The sequence below is a fragment of the Pseudomonas sp. IAC-BECa141 genome, from assembly GCF_020544405.1.
GTDB lineage: Bacteria > Pseudomonadota > Gammaproteobacteria > Pseudomonadales > Pseudomonadaceae > Aquipseudomonas.
In genome coordinates, this window is sequence record NZ_CP065410.1 from 2,602,979 (window position 1) to 2,626,742 (window position 23,764).

A 23,764-nucleotide genomic window follows, 5' to 3' on the forward strand; every position below is an offset into this window, starting at 1 on the left:
CTGGTTCAGGTAGGTGCCAGCGCATCCTCCAGATGTGACAGCGGCTGCACCGCCAGGTGCGGAAATTCGCCGAAGAACTCGATCAACAGCTCGGTGAGCACGCGTATTTTCCGGGCGGGATGCGGCCCCGGCGGGCGGAGGTAGGCACCTGCTGGCGGTGGGGGATGGTTTGTCATGATCTGCAACAGTGCTCCCGTTGCCAGGTGCTCATGGGTGAGGCAGTCAGGCAGGTAGGCGACGCCCAGGCCAGCAACTGCGGCAGCGGCTGGTGATCGCGTTCATCTGCGCCGCGCTCGCGGTGATGATGGAGACCCCCGAGCATCGTCTGGAAGTGACGTCGACCATTGGCCTGGCGCTGGCGATTTCCTTTATCGGGCTGGTGACCACGCGCCAGCATGGGCAGGTGAGGGCAGTGGTTTCGGCGGGCGAAGCTTAGGTTTTTTCTGGCGCTTGAACGATGGGGCTTTTGCCCGCAACCATCGGCCCCTTGGTGTACGACCCTTTGATTTTGCGTGCCCCATACACAGGCATTCCATCTACGGCTTGTCAGCGCGAGTGGCTCGGGGAGGGGGCATGGTGGTTTTCTCCCGCGTGGTTTCACTTGAGGCTAGATCAAGCCGGGCAGTTTCACCCACCTGTTTCGCCCCAGGGCCTTGGCACTGTAAAGCGCTTCATCGGCGGCTTCGATCAAACCTTGCACGGGGGTTAGCCGGGAGCCGGTGGCAGTGGCAATCCCGATGCTGACACTCACTCGTCCCAACGGGCTGGATTCGTGGGAAATGTTCGCTTGCTTCAATCGGTCGAGGATCAGTTGCGCCACGATCTGCGCACCTTCGCCGTCGGTATTGGGCATGATGACGCCCATCTCTTCACCGCCATACCGCGCCACAAGATCCGAGGGACGGCGCACGCACGCCTCCACCACGTTAGCAACGCGTTGCAGACAATCGTCGCCGGCAACATGCCCGTGGGAATCGTTGAACAGTTTGAAGTAGTCGATATCAATCATCAGCAATGCCAAGGATGTGCCGTCGCGCTGCGCTCGTCGCGCCTCTACGTCCAGTGTCACATCGAAGCAGCGTCGATTGGCCAGACCGGTCAGGGCGTCCTTCATCGCCAACAGCTCGAGTTGCCTGTTTGACGAAAGCAACTGCTGCTGAGTGCCCATCAACTCCGCTTCTACCTGGGTTCTGCGTCGAATATCCAGTATCAAAAACCAGCCGATGAGACCCGTAAGCGCCAGCAGGCCCGTCACCACCACGGCCGATAGCAGCGCCTCCGTTCGCCACGCGGCGAGGGCTTCGCGTTTCCCGAGTGCGACGGTTGTGATCAGCGGCAGCCGGTCACTTTTGCGAAAGGCGTAGAGCCTTTCCACACCGTCCAGGCTGGAGGTAAACGAGGCGGTGCCGACAGAGTGATCCACCAGGTACTTGGCGTAGATCGGTGACTTTGAAAAATTGCGCCCCATATCCTGCTCGCGGAAGGGATAGCGAACCAGCAACGTACCGTCGGTATAGGACAACCCGATGGCACCTTCCTGGCCGACATCGATCTTTCCAAACAGCCGCAGAAAGTTTTCGATGCCCAAGGTCACCGCGACCACTCCGGCAAACTCACCGCGAGCATCATTGAAACGTCGACTGACAGTAATTACCCATTCCTGATTGGTGCGGCTTTGAATGGGCGGACCGATAAAGGTTTCGGGGGAGGGATCATCGCGGTGATGAATGAAATAGGTGCGATCACTGCTATTGGCCCCGGCCGGAATCGGCCGGTTGGAGGACATCAGCCAGCGTCCCTGATTGTCGTAGATGGTGATGCCGCTGAGCTGTGGCATCAGCGACTCCTGCCGGTCGATCAGCGAACTGATCCGCTGGATCTGAACGGGGCCACTGCCTTCGGTTTCCAGGCGTTCGACGAGCCCGAGCAAAAGCGCCGAACTCTGGCGGACGATGCCTTCGGAATAGGTGACAAGCGCCTGGGTCAGGTTCAACCCGTGAATGTCCACTTCCTCCAGCGCTCGCTCTCGAGAGGCCAGCACCTTCCAGACAGTCAGTGAGGCCAGGGAGCAGCCGATAACCAACAGCAAAAGCACAACCAGGTGGGTATCTCGCTTCACGTCACTACCTTATGGAAAGTCCGTTCCAGAGGCTATTGGATCAAGGCAATGACGGCAGTCGCTTGTCCTCATCGCGTGCAAGGATACAAGCAGTCAGGTGTCGCTGCAGCAATAGATGAATGGGTTACAGCACCGAACCGCGCTGGACCTCAACCGCGTTTGGGCAGTTTCCAGTTCGGGCGAATGAAGTGGCAGGTGTAGCCATTCGGTATGCGCTCGAGGTAATCCTGATGCTCCGGTTCCGCCTCCCAGAACGGTCCCGCCGGTTCGATTTCGGTGACCACACGACCTGGCCAAAGGCCTGACGCATCGACATCGGCTGCGGTGTCTTCGGCGATATCGCGTTGTTGCTCGTTCAGGTAATAGATCGCCGAACGATAGCTTGGACCGAGGTCGTTGCCCTGACGGTTGGGCGTGCTCGGATCGTGGATCTGGAAGAAGAATTCGAGGATCTGCCGATAGCTGATCACAGCCGGATCGAAGAGGATCTCGATGGCTTCGGCATGATTGCCATGGTTGCGGTAAGTGGCGTTCGGCACATCGCCGCCGGTGTAGCCGACCCGCGTCTTCAGCACGCCGGGGTAGCGCCGCAACAGGTCCTGCATGCCCCAGAAGCAGCCGCCGGCGAGAATGGCGGTTTCGGTTTGAGTGGTCATGGCTTGTCCTTCCTCTCGAATGGGTCGCAGATGTTCCTTCATATGAGGGAGTGTGGACCGATTCCAAGGTTGAGCCGGTAAATAAATCGTGAAGCGTCGGCTTACGGCGTTTTCCCACTATCGGCAAGCCAACCATCAGGCTCCAGTTCTTGGCCACACGTGGCAGTTCCTTTCAAAGAATACCGCTGACTGGCGGAAACGCTGATCGGCAAACCGGGTTCTCCGGCACTCAGTCTGGAAGCAAACATTGTGGATTGTCCGCTTTGGGTTGACGGTGAAACGCTTTTCAGACGATTTATCGCTTTCAGGCGAGTCAGTAATCTGTGCCCATCTTGAACGCAAACGCACTTCCACAACTAAAAAGGGATTCAAACATGAGCACTCCAACCTACAACCGCCTGAACAAAGACGACGCCGTGGTTCTGCTGGTCGACCACCAGACCGGTCTGATTTCTCTGGTTCAGGACTTTTCGCCAAACGAGTTCAAGAACAACGTGCTGGCGCTGGCCGATCTGGCCAAATTCTTCGAATTGCCGACCATCCTCACCACCAGTTTCGAACAAGGCCCGAACGGCCCGCTGGTGCCGGAACTCAAGGAAATGTTCCCGGACGCGCCGTACATCGCCCGCCCAGGCCAGATCAACGCCTGGGACAACGAAGACTTCGTCAAGGCAATCAAGGCCACCGGCCGCAAGCAGATCATCATCGCCGGTGTCGTGACCGACGTCTGCGTAGCGTTCCCGACCCTGTCGGCATTGGCGGAAGGGTTTGACGTGTTCGTGGTGACCGACGCCTCCGGCACCTTCAACACCACCGTGCAACAGGCCGCATGGAACCGCATGACCCAGGCCGGCGCGCAAATGATGAACTGGTTCTCGGTCGCCTGTGAGCTGCACCGCGACTGGCGCAACGACATCGAAGGCCTGGGCAACCTGCTGTCCCAGCGCATCCCGAACTACCGCAACTTGATGAATGGTTATGCAGCGCTGACCGCGCATCAGAAATAACCGGATGCCGGATAGACGAAAGCCTGCTTTGAAAAAAGCAGGCTTTCGTCGTTTCTAGCGCAAGCAGGAGAGCAGGGGACTGTCACCTCAAACCGTGACGACAATCTTCCCGACCTGCTGATTGGCTTCAAGAAAGCGATGCGCCTCCTGAATTTCATCCAGGGCGAATGTCCTGGCAATGATCGGTTGCAGTGCGCCGGACGCCAGCCCATCGCCGATGAAGGTCTTTGCGCGTGCCAGGGTGGCCGGATCGGAGACGATCTCCGCGTAGAGGTAACCCTTGAGGGTCAGGCATTTGCCGAGCACGGTGAACAGCGGGAACGGCGTCGGCTCCGGGCTCAGGGCGCCATACTCCAGCAGGATGCCGCCGCGCGCCATGCTTTGGGTCAGCGGTTCGAACGACGGGCCGCCCACCGGATCGAACACCACTCGCGCGCCTTTGCCGTCGGTCAAGGCCATGACTGCTGCAACCATGTCTTCCTCGTCGCTGACGATCACGTGCGCCGCACCGGCGTCGAGCAAGGCCTGTTTCTTGGCACGGGTTCGAGTGATGGCAATCGAAGTGGCACCGACCATTTTGGCAATCTGAAAGGCTGCCAGGCCGACGCTGCTGGAGGCGGCGGTGACGATCACGAAGTCGTCCTTTTGCAGTTTGGCCTGTTCGACCAGCGCACCCCACGCGGTGACGTATTGCATCCAGGACGCCGCCGCTTGTTCAAATGACAGGTTCTGCGGGTGCTTGACCGTGAGGTGGGCGGGCACATTGGCCAGCTCGCCGTAAGTGCCCCAGCGCGCGATGTCCAGCGGCGGAATCAGGCTGACGGCATCACCGATCTTGAATTCGCTGGCGTTGGCGCCGACCGCGACCACCACGCCGGCGGCTTCGTAGCCGAGACGGCTGGGAAACTCGGCTTCCTGCAGATAAGCGTGATTGCGGAACATCACTTCGGCGCGATTCAGGCCAAAGGCTTTGACCTCGATCTGCACTTCGTCCGCCGCCGGTGCCGGGACGTCGACGTTTTCCAGTTTCAGGACGCTCGCGTCACCGTATTCATGAATCCTGACAATGCGTGCCATCTGTACTTCCTCGGTTATCGATGAAATTGCACCGGCGTAAACCGGTGCCATGGGCGCCAATTTAGGCTTTGGCCTGTTCCGGATAAAGGCCTAGGATGGCGCAACACTAGAAACAACGAGTTTCCAATGGATCGCCTAACACTCATGGCCACCTTCGTCAAAGCGGTGGAGCTGGGCTCCTTCAGCGCGGTGGCGGACGAACTCAACCAGTCCCCGCAAATGGTCGGCAAGCAGGTGAAAATGCTCGAGCAACACCTGGGCGTTTCGCTGCTCAACCGCACCACCCGCAAGCAAAGCCTCACGGATTTCGGCCATACGTTCTATCAGCGGGCGAAACTGATTCTGGCCGACATGGACGCCGCCGAAGAAATGGCCGCCGTGACTCGAGGCGTGCCCAGCGGCCGGTTGCGGATCAATGCACCCGTCACGTTTGGTGTCAGCACGCTGTCGCCGAAGCTGCTGGAGTACATGGTTCGTTATCCGCAAGTGTCGGTGGATCTGACGCTGTCGAACGAACTGGTCGACCTGGTGGACGGCGGTTATGACGCAGTGTTTCGCATCGGCGAACTCGCCGACAGCGGGCTGAAGGCATTGCCGCTGATGCCCTATCACATGGTGCTGTGCGCAGCACCGTCCTACCTCGCACGCCGCCCACCCATCACCACGCCCTGGGATCTTCAGGAACATGAATGCCTGGCGTTCGCCTATTCGGCCGGCCGCTCACATCTGCGATTCGAAGGCCCGGAAGGCTGCATCGACGTGCCGATTAAAAGCCGATTGACGATTAATCAGGGCGACCCGTTGCTGTCCGGAGCAGTGGCAGGGCTGGGGGTGGTGATGCTGCCGCTGGAACTGGTCAAGGATTCGCTGAGGAGCGGCACACTGGTGAGTCTGCTGCCGCAGTACAGGGTGCCGGTTTCGCCGATGAATCTGTTGTATGCACCGGATCCGAGGCTGACACCCAAACTGCGGAGCTTCATTGATTTTGTGCGGGGGGCGTTCGGGTAGTTAAAACCCGCTCACCGCCGACCGGTCCGCGTACTCACATCCACCCAGACAGCCAACACCAGAATGCTGCCCTTGACGATCATCTGCCAGTAACTGTCGACGTCGAGCATGGACATGCCGTTGTCCAGGCTGGTGATGACCAGCGCGCCGAGAAGGGCGCCGTAGACTGTGCCGGAACCGCCGCGCATCGAGGTGCCACCGATGAAGCAGGCGGCGATGGCGTCGAGTTCGCCCATGCTGCCGGCCGAGGGTGAGCCGGCGGCCAGGCGCGCAGTGTTGACCACGCCGGCGAGGGCGCACATTACGCCCATGATCCCGAAAATCCACAGCTTCACGGCCTGCACATTGATACCGGACAGGCGCGTCGCTTCCATGTTGCTGCCCACCGAATAGACGCGTCGGCCGAACACGGTCTGGCTGGTCACGTAGCTGAATCCGCCCAGCAGAATCAGCAAAAGCAGGACCGGCACGGGAATGCCGTCGTAGCTGTTGAGGGTCTGGACGAAACCGGCCAGCACCGCGCCGATCAACAACACGCGTGCCACGTCACGCACTAATGAGTGTGCCCCGAGGCCGTGAAGGGCGCGATTGCGCCGTTGTTTCCAGGTCAGGAACAATGTCAGTGCGAACAGCAGGACACCCAGACCGGCGCCGATCGTATGTGGCAGATAACCCTGGCCAATGTAGACGAGTTCCGGCGACACCGGCGCAATGGTCGTGCCCCCGGTGATCCCCAGCAAGATGCCCCGGAAAGCCAGCATGCCCCCCAGCCCGACGATGAACGACGGAATGCGCAGGTACGCCGCCATGTAGCCGTTGGCGAGGCCGATCAGCAGCCCGCACACCACCACAAGGCTCAGGTTCGCCAGCAGCGGTATGTGATAGACAACATCAAGAATGGCTGCCACGCCGCCGAGCAGGCCCAGCAATGAGCCGACCGACAGATCGATCTCGCCGCTGATGATGACCAGTACCATGCCGCAGGCGAGAATCCCGGTAATCGACATCTGGCGCAGCAGGTTGGAGAGGTTGCGGGGTGTCAGGAATCCGCCCTCGGTCTGCCAGCTGAAGAACAGCCAGATCAACGCCACGGCAAACACCAGTGCGAGCATCTTGTAGCGGGTGAAGAGTTGTTTGACCTGATTCATTTACGCGGATTTCCGATCTTTATTGTTATGGCTGTCGGGCTGGCTGAGCGCCGCGGCGAGCACCTGTTCCTGAGTGAGTTCATGGTTGATGAAATCGCCCTGCAACCGGCCTTCGCCGATCACCAGTACGCGGTCGGAAACACCGAGCACTTCGGCCAGCTCCGAAGACACCATGATGATCGACACGCCTTCGGCGGCCAGCATCCCCATCAACTTGTAGATCTCGTACTTGGCGCCGACATCCACCCCTCGGGTCGGCTCATCGAGGATCAGAACCCTGGGCCGGGTCAGCAGCATCTTCGCCAACACGGCTTTTTGTTGATTGCCCCCGGACAGGCTGGTGATCGGCAGGAACGGGCTCGCGGTCTTGAGGTGCAGGCGCGAAATTTCCCGATCAATGCTGCCCAGTTCGGCTTCGGCGTCGATGCGGGTCAGTTTCGAAAAACTGTCCAGCACGGCCAGGGTGATGTTCTGGCCAACCCCCAGGTCGGGAATGATCCCCTGACGCTTGCGGTCTTCGGGCACCAGGCACACGCCGGCGCGGATTGATTTGAGCGGTGTGCGGGTGTCTATGGGTTGACCGTCCAGCCAGACCTCGCCTTCGTGGCGGCCGGGGTAGGCGCCGAACAGCGCGGTCACAAGCTCCGTGCGACCGGCGCCGACCAGCCCGGCGATGCCGAGGATTTCCCCGCGTTTGAGGCTGAACGAAATGTCGTCGACCCGTTTGCGTTTGGGGTTGTCGACGTCGTAGCAGGTGATGTGGCGCGCCTCGAAAATCACCTCGCCGATGTCGTGTGGTTCAGTGGGGTAGAGGTTGCTCATTTCCCGGCCGACCATCTGGGTGATGATCTGGGGAATATCCATGTCTTCCATGGCGGTCGTGGCGATGTGTTTACCGTCGCGGATCACCGAAATGGTGTCACACACAGCGGCCACCTCATCGAGCTTGTGGGAGATGTAGACGCAGGCGACGCCCTTGGCCTTGAGGTCGCGGATGATGTCCAGCAATACCTCGATTTCCGAACGGGTCAGGGCCGAAGAAGGCTCGTCGAGGATCAGCAGCCGTGCCTGCTTGTTCAGGGCCTTGGCGATTTCCACCAGTTGCTGATAACCGCCACCGTACTGCGAAACCGGCAGCGACACGTTCATGTCCGGCACTTTCAGTTCACGCATCAGGGCTTCGGCGCGGTGGATCATCGCCGGGTAATTCATCCGCCCACCCGGCAGCGTCAGCTCATGGCCCATGAAAATGTTTTCGGCCACCGAGAGGTCGGGAACCAGCGTCAGTTCCTGGTGAATGATGACGATGCCGGCGGCTTCCGTTTCGCTGATCGATTGCGCCTTGAGCGGCTGACCGTCCCACAGGATTTCACCGTCCCAGGTGCCATGGGGATAGACCGCCGACAGGATTTTCATCAGCGTGGACTTGCCGGCACCGTTCTCGCCGCACAGCCCGACGCATTCACCCGGTCTGACTTTGAGGTCGATGCCGTTGAGCGCTTTGACACCGCCGAAGGTTTTGACGATGCCGTTCATTTGCAACAGAAAGTCGGACATGGCAGAGACTCACAAGCGGCAGATACAGGACTGAACCCGCAGGCGCAGAACGCCTGCGGGGCATTACTCAAATGTCACTGTCCGGCGATCTGCGCCTTGGTGTAGAAGCCGTCCTGTTCCAGCAGATCGATGTTGTCCTTGGTCAACGGAGTCGGGGTGAGCAGGATGGTGTCGACTTTTTTGCTGCCGTTGTCGTATTGCGAGCTGTAGGCGGGTTTCTCGTTGCGCGCCAGTTGCACCGAGAGTTTGGCGGCTTCGGAGGCAATCAGTTTCAGCGGTTTGTAAACCGTCATGGTTTGGGTGCCGGAGATCACTCGCTTGACCGCTGCCAGGTCCGCGTCCTGCCCGGAGATCGGCACCTTGCCGGCCAGTTGTTGAGCGGCCAGGGCCTGAATGGCGCCGCCGGCCGTGGCGTCGTTGGAGGCGACGATACCGTCGATTTTGTTGTCGTTGCGGGTCAGGGCGTTTTCAACAATGCTCAGCGCCTCGGTAGGGTTCCATTCCTTGACCCATTGCTGGCCGACGATTTTGATGTCGCCCTTGTCGATGGCCGGTTGCAGCACTTTCATCTGACCTTCACGCAGGACTTTCGCGTTGTTGTCGGTGGGCGCACCGCCCAGCAGGAAGTAATTGCCCTTGGGCGCCGCGTGCAGCACACCGCTGGCCTGCATTTCGCCGACCTTTTCGTTATCGAAGGAGATGTAGGCGTCGATATCGGCGTTGAGTATCAGGCGGTCATAGGACACGACCTTGATCCCGGCCTTCTTCGCTTCGGCTACCGCATTGGTCAGCACGGTGGCGTTGAACGGCACGATGACGATGACATCGACGCCACGGGAAATGAGGTTTTCGATTTGCGAAATCTGCTTTTGCTCGTTGGCATCGGCTGACTGCACGAAGACCTTGGCGTCCATTTTCTCCGCTGCCGCAACGAAGTAGTCCCGGTCACGGGACCAGCGTTCCAGCCGCAGGTCATCGATGGAGAAGCCGATTTTCGGGTGGGCAGCGTCGGCCATAACCGGCAGCGAAAGCAACGCCAGGGCGCCGGCAAACAGCGTGCGTTTTACGTTCTTCATGGTGGTGCGTCCTTTTATTTTTGTTTGAAAGACACGGCCTGACGATGAATATCGGGCTGGTGGAACTGTAGAGAATCAGCAGACACAACGGACTACAGATTTGTCGCGCAAATGTCACAGCGCCCGTAGTCCTCGTGGGCGATCAGCGATAGATGAAACGATTGACGACGTTTTCAAGCATTTCCTGCCGACCGCTGACGGCCTGCGGGTTCAGTTCGTTGGCGAAGGCGTGCTCGGCCAGTGACTGGAGATTGAACTCACCCGCCAGCACCGACTGGCCGAATGGCTGCTGCCAGCCGGCATAGCGTTGGTCCTTGAGCCGCTGAAGCTGATCGTTCTGGACCATGGCGGCGGCTCGCTCGAGCGACTGGGCGAGGACGTCCATGGCGCCGACGTGACCGTGAAACAGATCGACTTCGTCGAGGCTCTGGCGGCGCACCTTGGAGTCGAAGTTGAACCCGCCATTGCCGAACCCGCCGGCCTTGAGGATTTCATAGGTGACCAGGGTCATTTCCTCGACGCTGTTGGGGAATTGATCGGTGTCCCAGCCGTTTTGCGGATCGCCCCGGTTGGCGTCGATGCTGCCGAAAATCCCCAGCGAGACGGCCGTCGCCACCTCGTGATGAAAACTGTGGCCGGCCAGGGTCGCGTGGTTGGCCTCGATGTTGACCTTGATTTCCTTTTCCAGACCGAACTGCTGGAGAAAACCGAACACCGTGGCGCTGTCGTAATCGTACTGGTGCTTGGTCGGCTCCTGCGGTTTGGGTTCGATCAGCAGGTCGCCTTTGAAGCCGATCTTGTACTTGTGCTCGACCACCATGCGCATGAAGCGACCCAGTTGTTCGCGCTCGCGCTTCAAGTCGGTGTTTAGCAGGGTTTCATAGCCTTCGCGACCGCCCCACAACACATAGTTGGAGCCCTTGAGGCGTTGAGTCGCGTTCATGGCGCTGAAGACCTGGGCAGCGGCGCAAGCGAACACTTCAGGATCCGGGTTGCTGGCGGCGCCGGCGGCAAAGCGCGGGTTGCTGAAGCAGTTGGCGGTGCCCCACAGCAGCTTGATTCCGCTTTCTTCCTGATGGCGTTCCAGGTGATCGACCATTTGGGCGAAGTGGTTGCGGTACTCCTTCAGCGAATTGCCTTCGGGGGCGACATCCGTGTCGTGAAAGCAGTAGTAATCGATACCCAGCTTGGTGAAAAACTCGAACGCGGCCTCAGCCTTGCCAATGGCCATTTCCATCGGGTCACCGGCGTGTTGCCACGGGCGCTTGAATGTCCCGGCACCGAACACGTCGGAGCCCGGCCAGACAAAGGTGTGCCAATAACAGGCAGCCATGCGCAGGTGTTCGCGCATGGGCTTGCCGAGGATGATCTTGTCGGCGTCGTAGTGACGGAAGGCCAGGGGAGAATCGCTGGCAGGACCTTCGTAGCGAATCCGGTCGACATCGGGGAAGTACGGCATTGGCAATGTCCTGTTGTTCTTGGTTGTTGTTCTTGGTTGTTGTTGTGGGGGGGCGTGTCCCGATACTAGCAACGGCCCTGTGCCTGCCGATTACGAAAATCACCAACACCGAGTGCGATTTTGCGTATTGAGATTCACCTTCGGCGCGCCTAGTCTGTGCAGACCGCCTCAACGGCAAGAGGCCCGGCACAAGCATAAAAACAATGAAAACCGTACCGCCCGTTCACCGCATCGCCCTGTTGTTCAACGGAAGCAAGATCTATGACCGCGGCATCATCAGCGGCATCGGCAACTACCTGAGCAGCACGCGCGCGTCCTGGGATCTGTTCCTGGAAGAGGACTTTCTCTGCCGCTTGAAAGGCATTGAGCGCTGGCAGGGTGACGGGATCATTGCCGACTTCGACGACCCGCTGATTGGCGAGGCGCTGGCCGACATCAAGTTGCCCGTGGTGGCGGTGGGCGGTTCTTATCAGGATGAGCGGGCCTATCCCAAAGGGATTCCGTATGTCGCGACCGACAACAACGCGCTGATCACGCTGGCTTATGAACACCTGATCGAGGCCGGGCTGCAGCGATTCGCTTGCTTCAGCCTGCCTGAGGCGCAGGCCAATCGATGGGCCCAGGAGCGCGAAAAGGCTTTTCTACGATTGATGCAGCGGGACGGCTTGCACGCCGAGGTCTATCGCGGCATGGGCACCAGCGCGCCGCTGTGGGACAGCGCCGTCGAACAGCTGATCGCCTGGCTGCAAAGCCTGCCCAAACCCATTGGCATCATCGCGGTCAGTGACGCTCGCGCCCGGCAGTTGTTGCAAGCCTGCCTGACCGCCGGCATCGCCGTTCCGGAGCAGGTGGCGTTGATCGGCATCGACAACGACCCGCTGACCCGCAGCCTGACCCGGGTTCCCCTGAGTTCGGTGATCCAGGGCACCGAAACCATGGGCCGCACCGCCGCGCAACTGCTGCACCAGATGCTGCACGGCAAGCCGTCAACGGGCGCACATTTCCTGATCCCGCCTGAAGCGATCAACGTGCAGGTGTCGAGCCTGCATCAACCTTTGGGTAACCCCTACGTGATGCAGGCGCTGCTGTTTATCCGTCAATATGCCTGCCAGGGCATCAAGACCGCGCAAGTGGCGGCGTATGTCGGCGTGTCGCGTTCCTCGCTGGAGTCGCACTTTCGCGCGGTGCGCGGTTGCAGCGTGCATGACGAGATTCTGCGTTTCAAACTGGCGGCGGCCACTCGCGGGCTGGAAAAGTCCGACACGGCAATTGCGGACGTCGCCCGCACGTGCGGTTTCAAATCCGCGCAGTACCTGCATACGGTGTTTCGCCGAGAGTTCGGTTGTACGCCCCGTGAATATCAGCAGGGCGCCCGATAGACGGCCACTCAAAAGCGATCCAGCCGATAGGGCTCGCTCGACGCAAGAATAGGAGCCGTGTTCTGCGCCGACGGCAAAACCATCCTCCCAACCATTTCCGCCGTCACCGCCGCCTGCGTCAGCCCCAGATGCTGATGCCCGAACGCAAGCAACACCCTCCCGTCACACACCCGATCAATTACCGGCAACGAATCAGGCAGCGACGGCCGGAACCCCATCCACGGCGTAGCCGCCTCGATACTCAATTCCTCACGAAACAAGCCCTTGCTCAACCGATGCAACTGCCAGGCGCGGGCCATGGTCGGCGGGGCTTCGAGGCCGGCAAATTCAACGGTGCCGGCCAGGCGCAGCCCGTCGGACATCGGGGTCATGATGAACTTGCGTTCGAGCGAGGTGACGGGGAAGGGCAGCCGGTTGTGTTCGTGAGGCAGCATCAGGTGATAGCCGCGCTCGGTGTCCAACGGGACTTTTTTGCCGGTCAGTGCGGCGGTGAGTCCGGCCGAGTGGGCGCCGCAGGCGATCAGTACCTGGCGAGCGGACAGCGCGCCGCTTCCGGTCATCAAGTTGACGCCATGCTCGTGCAGTTGCCCGCCCTGAACCGCCTGTTTCACAAACTGCACGCCGAGGGCTTTCGCCGCCTCGACCAACTCATGAACGACGCGGTAAGGATCGATGAAGTGCCCGGTGTTCGAAAAAAACAGCCCGCCCTGAATCTGTTCGCTGAGTTGCGGCGCGATCTCGCGTACCGCACCGGCCTGCCACCAATCGACCGGCACCTGTTGCTGTTGCATGCGGCGCTGCAATGCTTCGAGGGCCGGACGTGAGTCGGGGCGTTCGAACACCAGCAGCGAACCTTCCATCTTCAACAGCCCGGGACGCTGGATGTCATTGAGCAAGCGCTGCCAGGCGTCGAGCGAACTTTCATTGAGCGCGCGCAACCCCGCAACGGTGCGCTGGAACGGCGCCGAGCGCAGGTTCAGCAGCAGCCGCGCAAACCAGGGCAGGGCGCGGGGCAGGTATTTCCAGTCCAGGCGCAGTGGCCCCATCGGGTCCATGAGCATGGCCGGCAGGCGTTTGAGAATCGAACTGTCGGCAATCGGAAACACTTGCTCGGTCGCCAGGTGCCCGGCGTTGCCGAACGAGGCGCCGTGGCCGGGATCCTGCGGGTCGATCACCACCACCCGCAAGCCCTGACGAGCCAGGCGCAGGGCGCTGGCGACGCCGATGATGCCGGCGCCGACCACGGCGATGTCGTGCGGGTTATTCGGCATTTTTCGCGGTTTCCCTTTGGCCATCGAGCAAACGGCGCAGCGACAGTGGATTGGCGTGTTTGAGCGCGGTCGGCAGCAGGCTGTCGGGGAAATCCTGATAACAGACCGGGCGCAGGAAACGCAGGATCGCGGCGGTGCCCACCGATGTGGTACGCGAATCGGAGGTCGCCGGGAATGGCCCGCCATGCACCATCGCATCGCAGACTTCGACCCCGGTCGGCCAGCCGTTGACCAGCAGCCGTCCGGCCTTGCGCTCCAGGATTGGCAGCAATGTGCGGGCCTGTTCAAGATCTTCGTGATCCAGGTGCAGCGTGGCGGTTAGCTGACCTTCGAGCTGTTCGAGTAACTGACGGATTTCAGCGTCGCTGGCGCATTGCACGATCAACGAAGCGGCGCCAAAGGCTTCGGCCTGCAACGAATGATCGGCGAGGAAGTCGGCGGCATCGGTGACGAACACATGGGCCTGGCCCTGATTCGGATCGGTGGCTCGCTGGCCGACCGCGGCAATGCGCGCCCGGGCATTTTCCGCGAAGGCATTCACACTGGATTCGTAGGCATTGAAGATCCCCGGCGTCAGCATGGTCTGCGCGGGGCTGCGCTGGATCAGTTCGGCGGTGGCGCCAATGAAGGCGTCCAGCGCCGGCCCCTGGCGGGCGATGACCAGACCGGGATTGGTGCAGAACTGACCGGCACCCAAGGTCAGCGATGCAACAAAACCCTGGGCCAAGGCTGCGGCGCGATTCTGCAGCGCTGCCGGAAACAGCAACACCGGATTGATCGAACTCATTTCCGCATACACCGGAATCGGCTCGGGCCGGGCTTGAGCCGCTTTGATCAGCGCGAGGCCGCCACTGCGCGAACCGGTGAAGCCGACCGCCTTGATCCGTGGATCGCTGACCAGTGCAATCCCGACTTCACGGCCCGAGCCGTACAGCAACGAGAACACACCTTCCGGCAAACCACAGGCCTTGACTGCCCGTGCTACGGCGCGGCCGACCAGTTCGCTGGTGCCGGGATGGGCGCCGTGGGCCTTGACGATCACCGGGCAGCCAGCAGCCAGCGCCGAAGCGGTATCGCCACCGGCCACGGAAAACGCCAGTGGAAAGTTGCTCGCGCCAAACACCGCCACCGGGCCCAAGGGAATCTGCCGCTGACGCAGATCCGAACGCGGCATCGGCTGGCGCTCCGGTTGCGCGTTGTCGACTCGCACATCCAGCCATTCACCGGCCCGCACGGTGCGGGCAAACAGCCGCAGTTGCTGGCAGGTGCGGCCCCGTTCGCCCAGCAGGCGCGGTCGCGGCAGGCCGGTTTCGGCCATGGCGCGGTCGATCAGTTCGTCGCCCAGGGCTTCGATTTCGCTCGCGATGGATTCAATGAATTCGGCCCGTGCCTCGAGCGTTGTCTCGCGATAACGGTCGAGCGCCGCCCAGGCCAGTGCGCAGGCCTGCTCGACATGTTCGGCAGAGCCGCCGGCGTAGGCCGGCTCCAAAGGCGAGTTGGTGGCGGGGTTTATCCCGTGGATGACGTCGCGGTCGCCGGTGAGGGTTTGCTGACCGATCAGTAGTTGGCCCGTCAGGGTCATGGCGCATTCCTTATCAATAGAGCAGGTCACGAATAAGGCCCGCCGCCGTGGTTGGCGGCGGGCTTGAGCGCAGCGGCAGGTCAGGCGAAGTTCTGTTCCGCCGACCAGTTTTCGTACCAGTGACGGAACAGCGTGTACTGGGCTTCTGCGTAACGACGCTGCGAATCGCTGAGCGCATCGGTTTCATTGAAATGCAGGGTGTATTCCTTGTCGCCGTTGAGCACCATCAGGTGTTTGTAATACAGCACCAGATCCGTGCCTTCGTCGAAGGACGACAGCACCGCCAGCGCCGATTCCAGCTCGCGCGCCTGGCGTCGGGCCTTGGCTTCACCCTTGGCCGCCTGCTTGCTCAGGGCCACCAGTTGCAGCACTTCGCGGGGCAGGGCATTGCCGATGCCGGTGATGGCGCCGGTGGCGTTGCAGTTGACGAAACCGTGCACGACCTGAGTATCGACACCGACCATCAGGGTCACGTCATCGTCCTTGGAAGTGATGTTTTCAGCGGCGTAGCGCAGGTCGGCGCCACCGCCGAATTCCTTGAAGCCAATCAGGTTCGGGTATTCACGGCGCAGTTCGAAGAACAGATCGGCGCGGGTGGCGAAACCGTAGTAAGGGCTGTTGTAGATCACTGCCGGCAGGTTCGGTGCGGCTTGCAGAATCGCCGCGAAGTGGGCTTTTTGCGCTGCCGCCGAAGCGCCGCGGGACAGCACTCGAGGAATCACCATCAAACCCTGTGCGCCGACTTTCGCCGCATGGGCGGCGTGGGACACCGCTTCACGGGTGTTGACCGCGCCGGTGCCGACGATGGTCGGAATGCCGGCGGCCACCAGTCGCGCTACGCCTTCCTGACGCTCGGCTTCGGTGAGCAGCGGCCAGTCGCCCATGGAGCCGCAATACACGACCGCGCTCATACCGATGTCGATCAGCTCGCGACCCTTGGCCACCAAGGCATCGAAGTCCGGTTTGCGCGCGGCGGTGCACGGGGTCATCAGGGCGGGCATGCAGCCGGTGAAGATGTTGTCGCTCATTATTGTTCTCCTTGGAACGGTCATTCGGATGGGTTTGAAACAACAGCGCAGCGGCTCAGATGCCCCACGCAAACGGATCGGTTTCGTCGATCAGCAATGTGCTGTCGGCGGTCATGTGGGCGCGGCCGGTGATGTAGGGGCGGATGCGCTCGCCTTCCCATTCAAAGCGGCCTTCGAACTGGCTGCCGGTGATGCTCGCTTGCACCCAGCGCTCTCCCGGCGCGAGTTTTTCGTCGGCGGCCAGACACGCCAGTTTGGCGCTGGTGCCGGTGCCGCAAGGAGAGCGGTCGTAGGCTTTGCCGGGGCACATGACGAAGTTGCGGCTGTCGGCCTCGGCGTCATCGGCGAACAGTTCGATGTGATCGATGAGCGCGCCGTCCTCGCCATGGATGCCTTGGTCTTCCAGGGCCTTGAGCATTTTCCAGGTGAGGTCGGTGAGGGTTTCGACGTTGTCCATCGTCAGCGTCTGGCCGTGTTCGGAGACCAGGAAAAACCAGTTGCCGCCGTAGGCCACATCACCGAGGAAGCGGCCGTATCCCGGCACTTCCACCGCCACCTGTTTTTGCGAGCGATAGGCGGGCACGTTGCCGAGCGTCACTGCGCCGTCTTCATGCAACGTGGCACTGACCGGGCCGACCGGGGTGTCGATCTTGTGCACGCCCGGCGCGATCAGCCCCAGATGTTGCAGCGATGCAACGAGGCCGATGGTGCCGTGGCCGCACATGCCGAGGTAACCGGCGTTGTTGAAGAAGATCACCCCGCAGGTGGCGTCCGGCGACACCGGCTCGCAATACAGCGCGCCCACCAGCACATCGTTGCCGCGCGGTTCCAGCAGGCAGGCGCGGCGCCACTGGTCATGCTGGTTGCGCAGGGCGTCGCGCTTCTCGGCCATGGTGCGGCCGGACAGCTCGGGAAAACCCTTCATCACCAGGCGCGTGGGTTCGCCGCCGGTGTGGGAATCAATGACATGTACTCGTTTCATGGGCAGGTCCCGTTGAGTGATTTCAGTAAGCGCCGGCAGTGCGCGGGTTGGTGGCGGAGGCTGAGGACGTCGAAGCGACTTCGCTCTCATCCTCTTCGGACTCCAGACGCAGCAGGTGTGCCGGTACGCCGGTGGCGGCGCCCCAGTAATAGATGCCCATCGCACAGGCCGCGACGACCAGGGTGTCGAACGGATGGGTGAGGATGCCCAGGCCGCCGAAGGTGCCGAGTTTCGACAGGACGATGGTCACGGCGTAGAAGGCGATCAGCCACGCGGACGAGCGCACTTGTCGGGACAGGCTGAGGTGAGCGGTCGGTACGAAGCGGCCGCAGAGCAGGTAGACGACGAACATCAGAATTTGCAGGCCAAGCAGCCAGGACACAGTGTTCCAGCCCGACCAGTAAACGATCAGCGCAGCGATGATGAACGACACCGGCCCCAGCAAGCCCATGCTCTTGACCCGGAACGGGCGCGGCATATCAGGCGCATTGCGACGCAACGCAGCCACGGACACCGGCGCCACGGCGTAGCTGAGCACCAGCGCGGCGGACACCACGTTGATCAGCGCTTCCCAGGACGGGAACGGCAGGGTCCAGAACACCGACAGGGCGAAGGTCAGCCACAGCGCCGGACGCGGGATGCCGGACTTCGCGTCGATGTGGGTGAACACCTTGAAGAACGTGCCGGTCTGCGCCCAGCCGTAGATCACCCGAGGCGTGGCGTTCATGTAAATGTTGCCGCAGCCGCTGGGGGAGATCACTGCGTCGGCGACCACCAGATACGCCAGCCAGCCCACGCCCAGCGCCAGGGCGATGTCGCGGTACGGCAGGGCAAATTCCTTGGAAACCCCGGCCCAGCCATTGGCGAGCAGCTCGGTCGGGATGCCGCCGAGAAAGGCGGTTTGCAGCAACACGTAGATCGCGGTGGAGAGCAGCACCGACAGGATCAGCGCAATCGGAATGGTGCGCTGGGGATTCTTCACTTCGCTGGCCACCGAGATGATCGGGGTCAGGCCGAGGTAGGCGAAGATCACGCCGCCAGCGGAGACGGCCATCTCGATGCCCGAGAGCCCGAAAGGGGCGAAACCTTGAACCTGAAAATTCTCCGGTTTGAAGAAGGTGAACAGCACGCCGATCACCAGCAGCGGCACGATGAACTTGAACACGCTGACCAGATTGTTGGCCTTGGCAAAGGTTTTTACGCTGCGGTAGTTGAGCAGGAAGAACACGCAGAGCAGGCCGAACTGCACCAGCCAGCCGGGCAGGGTCGGATCACCGCTGCCGGCCTTGGTCAGGCCGGGAAACCACGCCGCCGCATATTGGCGCGAAGCAACCACCTCGATCGCCACCAGACTGGAAAACGCGATCAGCGTAATAAAACCCATCAGGTAACCGAGCAACGGCCCGTGGCTGTAAACCGGGTAACGCACCACACCGCCGGCCCGGGGCAGCGCAGCGCCCAGTTCGCAGTAGACGATGCCCAGCAGCAACACGGCAAACCCGCCCAGCAACCAGGAAAAAATCCCCGCCGGCCCGGCAATCGCCGACACGTGACTGGCCGCGAACAACCAGCCGGAACCGAAGATCGCCCCCAGCCCGATAAAGGTGAGGTCGATCAATGAAAGTTGTTTTTTGAACTTGCCTTGGCCTGACATGGCATCGCCTTCTTGTGAGTTATTGGATAGGCAGGTGTGAAGTCACTGGAACGGCTAAACAGTGAACTCATCAGGCGTCGGGCGATTGATGTTTTGCGCAGCTGCGGATGACGAAATCGGCACAGTTGCGAAGAAAGTCCGCGGCGCTCGACACGCCTGAAACGTTGCTGCAATCTGCACGCGAACACCTCAGCCCGATCCACTCACCGGGGAAAACCGTCACCATGCAGAACGCATTTGCGATCCTGTGCCAGGGCGATGAACACAATCGTCCGCACACCCTCGAGGCACTGCTGGCGGGGGTGGCACCGCTGTTGCCGATGCTCGACGTGATCCCCAACGCGGCGATCTTCATCAAGGATGTGCAGGCGCGTTACGTCCTGGCCAACCGCACACTGGTGCAGCGCTGCGGGCTGAAAGACCTGAAACCCTTGCTCGGCAAAACCAGCGCGCAGGTATTTCCGGCGCAATTGGGGCCGGGTTACACCGAGCAGGATCGGCGGGTGCTGGAGGAGGGATTCGTGCTGGAGGATCAGCTGGAACTGCACCTGTACGGCAGTCGCGAACCGGGCTGGTGCCTGACGCACAAGCGTCCGCTGTACAACCGTGACGGCGAGATCATCGGTCTGGCGGGGATTTCGGTGGATCTGCAATCGGCCAGCGAAACCCACCCGGCGTTTCAGCGTCTGGCGGCGGTCGACGAACACATCCGCGCGCATTTCAATCGGCGTGTCACTTTGGGCGAACTGACCCGGATCGCCGGTATTTCGGTGGCGCAACTGGAGCGTTACTGCAAACGGGTGTTCCACCTGACGCCTCGGCAGATGATCCAGAAAGTGCGGCTGGAACAGGCCCATCGGTTGTTGCACACCGACCTGCCGATCACCGAGGTGGCGCTGCAATGCGGTTACACCGATCACAGCGCCTTCACTCGCCAATTCAAGGCTTCGACCGGGTTCACACCGCGTCAGTATCGACAGGCGACCGCCCAGTGAATACGGACGCAGCGACTAGACTCAACGGATCGCGGTCGTCTTTCGAGGGGGAAACGGGATGAGCAGAACATTCGCGCTTCACTGCTCGTCGTGGCTCTTGATCGCCTTCAGCGTGATGCTGGCTTCGGGATGCTCGAACAGAACGCACTATCCGCCATCAGGTGTTGGCGACAGCTGTTACGCCAAGGCGTTGCCGACGGTCGGGGAGGGTGGTCTAGCCTGGGGCTCCAGCCTGAACATGGCCCGGCAAAAATCCATGGCCAACTGCATGCGTTACGCCGGACGTTCCGGGGGAACGCCGGACACCTGTCAGGTGGTGTTGGCCAAGTGCAGGAATTGACGGGGGGCGGGTTTCACGAAGCTCCAATGGGCAGTTCAGCGGCCTGAGCACCTGACAAAAAACCAAATCGCCATGTGTTTCCTTCGTTCTTTCATACGTCGCAGTTGTCACTGTCCGTTCCCGCCTGTCTGGAGTTCACCCGATGCCTTCGCTCAAAACCCTGCCCGCTGCCTTGCTGGGGCTGGCCCTTGTCTGTCCGGTCAAGGCGCAATCCCAGGGACTGGAGCTGGGGCAAGTGCTGATCGGGGCCGAGGATCAGAGCGGTGAGGATGCGTCGGTGGAGGAGGCGAAGGCTCGTCTGGCCCAGGTGCCGGGTGGCAGCAACGTGGTCGATATGCGCCAGCCATTGCAGGGCCGGGTTGCCAGCAATCAGGACGTGCTGGCGTACCAGCCGGGTGTCTATGCCCAGTCGGCGGGCAACGAAGGGACGAAGATTTCGATCCGTGGTTCGGGCATCAACCGCGCTCCCGGTGCTCACGCTTCAGGGCTGTACACGATGCTCGACGGCCTGCCGCTTACCGGTCCCGGCGGCACGCCTTACGAATTGCTGGAGCCGCTGTGGCTCGACCATGTAGAAGTGCTGCGCGGCGCCAACGGCTTTGATCGCGGTGCGCTGGCGCTCGGCGGCGCCGTCGATTACGTCAGCCACACCGGCTATAACGCGCCGCTGCTGAATGTGCGCTACGTCATGGGCAGCCACGGTTATGCCCAGCGACAAGTCAGCTCCGGTCAGGTGCTGGGCGATTTCGATTACTACCTGTCGATGACCGACGCGCATTCCGACGGTTATCAGGATCACACCGCGAGCAAGAGCCAGGGCGTGATCGCCAACTTCGGTTATCGCTTCAATCCGAATCTGGAAACCCGCTTCTACATCCGTCACCGCGAGACCGACAACGACCTCGCCGGCCGGGTGACCAAACATTCCATCGAACATGATCCGCGTGCGGCCAACCCGGCCTACGTGACGCGCAACGACAGCCGCGATCAGCCCGGAAGCACCTTCATCGGCAACAAGACCACGTACTACATCGATGACGATTCGAGTATCCAGACCGGTCTGGTTTATCACGATTACCCGATGGACCTGCGCGAAGGCCCGAACCGCTTGAAGGTCGCGTACACCGATGTCAGCGGCACGTTCGACTACAAGCGCCGCGACACGCTCTGGGGCATGGAGAGCAACAGCACCGTGGGCCTGCGGGTGACCAAACACCTGCCCAACGACGGTGCCAGCGAACGGGTGCGAATTCCCACCGGCAACACCGCCAGCTATGCGCCGGGCACTCACATGCGCAACTTCACTTATCAGGGTTCGGATTCTGTCCTGCACGTGGGCAACGACCTGGAAATCGCCGACGACCTTTGGCTGACCACCGGCCTCGCCGCGATCTACACCTGCCGCGAAAGCGCCGTGACCTATCCCGAAGGTGGCGGCAAGACCAGCCTCGGTGACTGGGACTACGCGCCCCGTCTGGGCCTGCGCTATCAGGTGACGCCGGATCTGCAACTGTTCGGCAACCTCAGCCGCTCGGTCGAAGCGCCGCATCCGTGGTCGCTGATCTACAGCTCCAACGTGCGGTTCCCGGCCGGCAGCGGTGCCGCCACCGGCACCCAACGCGACCCCATCAAACTGCAGAACCAGACCGCGACCACTCTGGAACTCGGCGGCCGTGGCGACAGCGCGCTCGGCGAATGGAGCCTGGCGTGGTACTACGCCCAGGTGCGCCACGAATTGCTTTCGGTGTTGCCGGACGCCAACGCCACCACGCCTTACGAACTCAACGCCACCCCGACCGTGCACCAAGGTATTGAAGCCAGCCTCAACAGCAATCTGTGGACATCGAACGATGGCGGCAAGTTGAGCCTGCGCCAGGCCTACACCTTCAGCGACTTCCACTACCGCGACGACGATCGCTTCGGTGACAACCGCCTGCCGGGCCTGCCGATGCATTACTACCAGGGCGAACTGCGCTACGACTTCCCGCAGGGCTTCTTCGCGGCGGTCAACACGCAACTGGTCTCGAAAACCGCAGTGGATTACGCCAACAGTTACTACGCCGATCCTTACGCCACCTTCGGCGCGACGCTCGGCTACAACGCACCCAAAGGCGACTGGCAGACCTGGATGGACATGCGCAACCTGACCGACAAGCACTACGCCGCAACCGTTACGCCGGGCTATGACGATAAAGGACTGGACGCCGCACGCTCCACGCCGGGCGAGGGCATGGCGATGTATGTCGGGGTGTCGTGGAGTCTGCTTTGATCCGACGAAAGCACGGTGATTGAAACCGTTCGATCACCGGACAGCCAAACCTTCGTCCAATTGCCCGATCCGGCACGCCGGCGTACTGTGACCGGTGATGGCGCAAACCGTGACCATCACCATAACGACAAGATCGAGTGCCTTGCCCATGGACAGCCGCCTGCTGAGCGACCGCAGCAGCGTGTTTCGCCACGCTGACCCGTATGCCGTCTCCGACTATGTGAACCAGCACGTCGGCCAGCATTTCATCGGCCTGTCCAAAACCACCCACCCGCAAGCCAGCCTCAACCACCGCAAACTCGCCGACCTCGATCTGTGCCGCATCAGCTATGGCGGCAGTGTTCGCGTCACGTCGCTCGCACTGGAAACGGTCTATCACCTGCAAGTCCTGCTGCAAGGCAACTGCCTGTGGCGCGGGCACCAGCGTGAGCATCATCTGGTGCCGGGCGAATTGCTGTTGATCAACCCGGACGATCCGGTCGACCTGACTTATTCCGACGATTGCGAGAAATTCATCCTCAAGGTGCCGGTCAGCGTGCTGGAGTCGGTGTGCGACGAGCAGCGCTGGCTGCATCCTGCCGGCGGCATCCGGTTTCTGCGCAATCATTACCGGCTCGACGAGCTGGAAGGGTTTACCCACCTGTTGGGCATGATCTGCCAGGAAGCCGAAGCCAGCGACCCGTTGCTGCGGGTGCAGGAGCATTACGCGCAGATCGTCGGCAGCAAACTGATTTCGCTGATGAACACCAACGTCAGCCGTGAATGCCTGAGTTCGCCGAGCGTCAGTTTCGAGCGGATCCTCGACTACATCGAACGCAACCTGAAGCGGGATCTGCCCGCTGAACACCTGGCGGCCCAGGCGAACATGAGCCCGCGTTCCCTGTACGCGCTGTTCGAACGCCAGCTCGGCGTGACCCCGATGCAATACATCCGCCAGCGCAAGCTGGAACGCATTCATGCCTGCCTCAGCGACCCGAGCTGTCCGGTGCGCAACCTCACCGAACTGGCGCTGGACTATGGCTTCCTGCACCTCGGCCGGTTCTCCGAAAGCTATCGCCAACAGTTCGGCGAATTGCCGTCCGTAACCTTCAAACGCCGTCACTGAATCCACGCCCCGAAACAATCTGAAGCACCTGGCGCGCCGTCCTGCACAAAAC

The 23,764-nt window shown here is 61.4% G+C and carries 19 protein-coding genes and 2 pseudogenes; 8 read left to right on the top strand and 13 right to left on the bottom strand.

Annotated elements, in window-relative coordinates:
- Nucleotides 1–5: 5 nt before the first annotated feature.
- Nucleotides 6–263, bottom strand: a pseudogene (locus tag I5961_RS11790) (LysR family transcriptional regulator); the annotation flags it as partial.
- Nucleotides 264–265: 2 nt separating this feature from the next.
- Here I5961_RS11790 and I5961_RS11795 point away from each other — a divergent pair.
- Nucleotides 266–436: pseudogene (locus tag I5961_RS11795) on the top strand (GABA permease); the annotation flags it as partial.
- Between the two features lie 171 nt (nucleotides 437–607).
- Here I5961_RS11795 and I5961_RS11800 read toward each other — a convergent pair.
- Both I5961_RS11800 and msrA read right to left on the bottom strand, forming a co-directional pair.
- Nucleotides 608–2,119: a sensor domain-containing diguanylate cyclase gene (locus tag I5961_RS11800; protein WP_227235317.1), complete on the bottom strand. Its 1,512-nt coding sequence runs from the start codon at nucleotides 2,117–2,119 to the stop codon at nucleotides 608–610.
- A 149-nt stretch (nucleotides 2,120–2,268) separates the two neighbouring features.
- On the bottom strand, nucleotides 2,269–2,775 hold the full coding sequence (gene msrA, locus I5961_RS11805; RefSeq protein ID WP_085700365.1) for a peptide-methionine (S)-S-oxide reductase MsrA: 507 nt from the start codon (nucleotides 2,773–2,775) through the stop codon (nucleotides 2,269–2,271).
- A 374-nt stretch (nucleotides 2,776–3,149) separates the two neighbouring features.
- Between msrA and ycaC the strand changes: the two genes are divergently transcribed.
- A complete protein-coding gene (ycaC, locus tag I5961_RS11810; RefSeq protein WP_007958138.1) occupies nucleotides 3,150–3,782 on the top strand; it encodes an isochorismate family cysteine hydrolase YcaC in 633 nt (210 codons plus the stop codon).
- A gap of 87 nt (nucleotides 3,783–3,869) precedes the next feature.
- Here the strand turns inward: ycaC and I5961_RS11815 are convergent, their stop codons facing one another.
- A complete protein-coding gene (locus I5961_RS11815) occupies nucleotides 3,870–4,859 on the bottom strand; it encodes a zinc-dependent alcohol dehydrogenase family protein (protein ID WP_227235318.1) in 990 nt (329 codons plus the stop codon).
- A 126-nt stretch (nucleotides 4,860–4,985) separates the two neighbouring features.
- Here I5961_RS11815 and I5961_RS11820 point away from each other — a divergent pair, with 126 nt between their 5' ends.
- Nucleotides 4,986–5,867 (top strand): LysR family transcriptional regulator, encoded by an 882-nt coding sequence (locus I5961_RS11820; RefSeq protein WP_227235319.1) that lies wholly within the window; start codon nucleotides 4,986–4,988, stop codon nucleotides 5,865–5,867.
- A gap of 11 nt (nucleotides 5,868–5,878) precedes the next feature.
- Here I5961_RS11820 and I5961_RS11825 read toward each other — a convergent pair whose 3' ends face one another.
- The 4 genes from I5961_RS11825 to xylA form a co-directional block, all read right to left on the bottom strand.
- Entirely contained in the window at nucleotides 5,879–7,015 is a 1,137-nt protein-coding gene (locus tag I5961_RS11825; RefSeq protein ID WP_227235320.1) for a sugar ABC transporter permease, read from the bottom strand.
- Nucleotides 7,016–8,572: a D-xylose ABC transporter ATP-binding protein gene (gene xylG / locus I5961_RS11830; protein ID WP_227235321.1), complete on the bottom strand. Its 1,557-nt coding sequence runs from the start codon at nucleotides 8,570–8,572 to the stop codon at nucleotides 7,016–7,018. It lies immediately after the preceding gene.
- Between the two features lie 74 nt (nucleotides 8,573–8,646).
- Nucleotides 8,647–9,648 (bottom strand): D-xylose ABC transporter substrate-binding protein, encoded by a 1,002-nt coding sequence (gene xylF, locus I5961_RS11835; RefSeq protein WP_085700359.1) that lies wholly within the window; start codon nucleotides 9,646–9,648, stop codon nucleotides 8,647–8,649.
- Between the two features lie 142 nt (nucleotides 9,649–9,790).
- Nucleotides 9,791–11,107 carry a xylose isomerase gene (gene xylA, locus I5961_RS11840; RefSeq protein WP_227235322.1) on the bottom strand — a complete coding sequence of 439 codons (1,317 nt, stop codon included), beginning with the start codon at nucleotides 11,105–11,107 and terminating at the stop codon, nucleotides 9,791–9,793.
- Nucleotides 11,108–11,310: 203 nt separating this feature from the next.
- Between xylA and I5961_RS11845 the strand changes: the two genes are divergently transcribed.
- Nucleotides 11,311–12,486: a XylR family transcriptional regulator gene (locus I5961_RS11845; protein ID WP_227235323.1), complete on the top strand. Its 1,176-nt coding sequence runs from the start codon at nucleotides 11,311–11,313 to the stop codon at nucleotides 12,484–12,486.
- Between the two features lie 8 nt (nucleotides 12,487–12,494).
- Here the strand turns inward: I5961_RS11845 and I5961_RS11850 are convergent, their stop codons facing one another.
- The 5 genes from I5961_RS11850 to I5961_RS11870 form a co-directional block, all read right to left on the bottom strand.
- Nucleotides 12,495–13,757, bottom strand: a complete 1,263-nt coding sequence (locus tag I5961_RS11850) for an NAD(P)/FAD-dependent oxidoreductase (protein ID WP_227235324.1) — start codon at nucleotides 13,755–13,757, stop codon at nucleotides 12,495–12,497.
- Nucleotides 13,747–15,339, bottom strand: a complete 1,593-nt coding sequence (locus tag I5961_RS11855) for an aldehyde dehydrogenase (NADP(+)) (RefSeq protein WP_227235325.1) — start codon at nucleotides 15,337–15,339, stop codon at nucleotides 13,747–13,749. Before I5961_RS11855 ends, I5961_RS11850 begins: the two co-directional genes overlap by 11 nt.
- 80 nt (nucleotides 15,340–15,419) lie before the next feature.
- The gene (locus tag I5961_RS11860) at nucleotides 15,420–16,367 is read right to left on the bottom strand and encodes a dihydrodipicolinate synthase family protein (RefSeq protein ID WP_227235326.1); all 948 of its coding nucleotides are present in this window, start codon (nucleotides 16,365–16,367) and stop codon (nucleotides 15,420–15,422) included.
- Nucleotides 16,368–16,422: 55 nt separating this feature from the next.
- Nucleotides 16,423–17,349, bottom strand: a complete 927-nt coding sequence (locus I5961_RS11865) for a 4-hydroxyproline epimerase (RefSeq protein WP_085700353.1) — start codon at nucleotides 17,347–17,349, stop codon at nucleotides 16,423–16,425.
- Between the two features lie 22 nt (nucleotides 17,350–17,371).
- A complete protein-coding gene (locus I5961_RS11870) occupies nucleotides 17,372–19,003 on the bottom strand; it encodes an APC family permease (protein WP_227235327.1) in 1,632 nt (543 codons plus the stop codon).
- A 224-nt stretch (nucleotides 19,004–19,227) separates the two neighbouring features.
- Between I5961_RS11870 and I5961_RS11875 the strand changes: the two genes are divergently transcribed.
- The 4 genes from I5961_RS11875 (at nucleotide 19,228) to I5961_RS11890 (ending at nucleotide 23,712) form a co-directional block, all read left to right on the top strand.
- Entirely contained in the window at nucleotides 19,228–19,998 is a 771-nt protein-coding gene (locus I5961_RS11875) for an AraC family transcriptional regulator (RefSeq protein ID WP_085700351.1), read from the top strand.
- A gap of 58 nt (nucleotides 19,999–20,056) precedes the next feature.
- On the top strand, nucleotides 20,057–20,338 hold the full coding sequence (locus I5961_RS11880) for a hypothetical protein (RefSeq protein WP_085703715.1): 282 nt from the start codon (nucleotides 20,057–20,059) through the stop codon (nucleotides 20,336–20,338).
- Nucleotides 20,339–20,480: 142 nt separating this feature from the next.
- Nucleotides 20,481–22,607, top strand: a complete 2,127-nt coding sequence (locus tag I5961_RS11885; protein ID WP_227235328.1) for a TonB-dependent receptor family protein — start codon at nucleotides 20,481–20,483, stop codon at nucleotides 22,605–22,607.
- Between the two features lie 148 nt (nucleotides 22,608–22,755).
- Entirely contained in the window at nucleotides 22,756–23,712 is a 957-nt protein-coding gene (locus I5961_RS11890) for an AraC family transcriptional regulator (protein ID WP_227235329.1), read from the top strand.
- Nucleotides 23,713–23,764 lie beyond the last annotated feature (52 nt).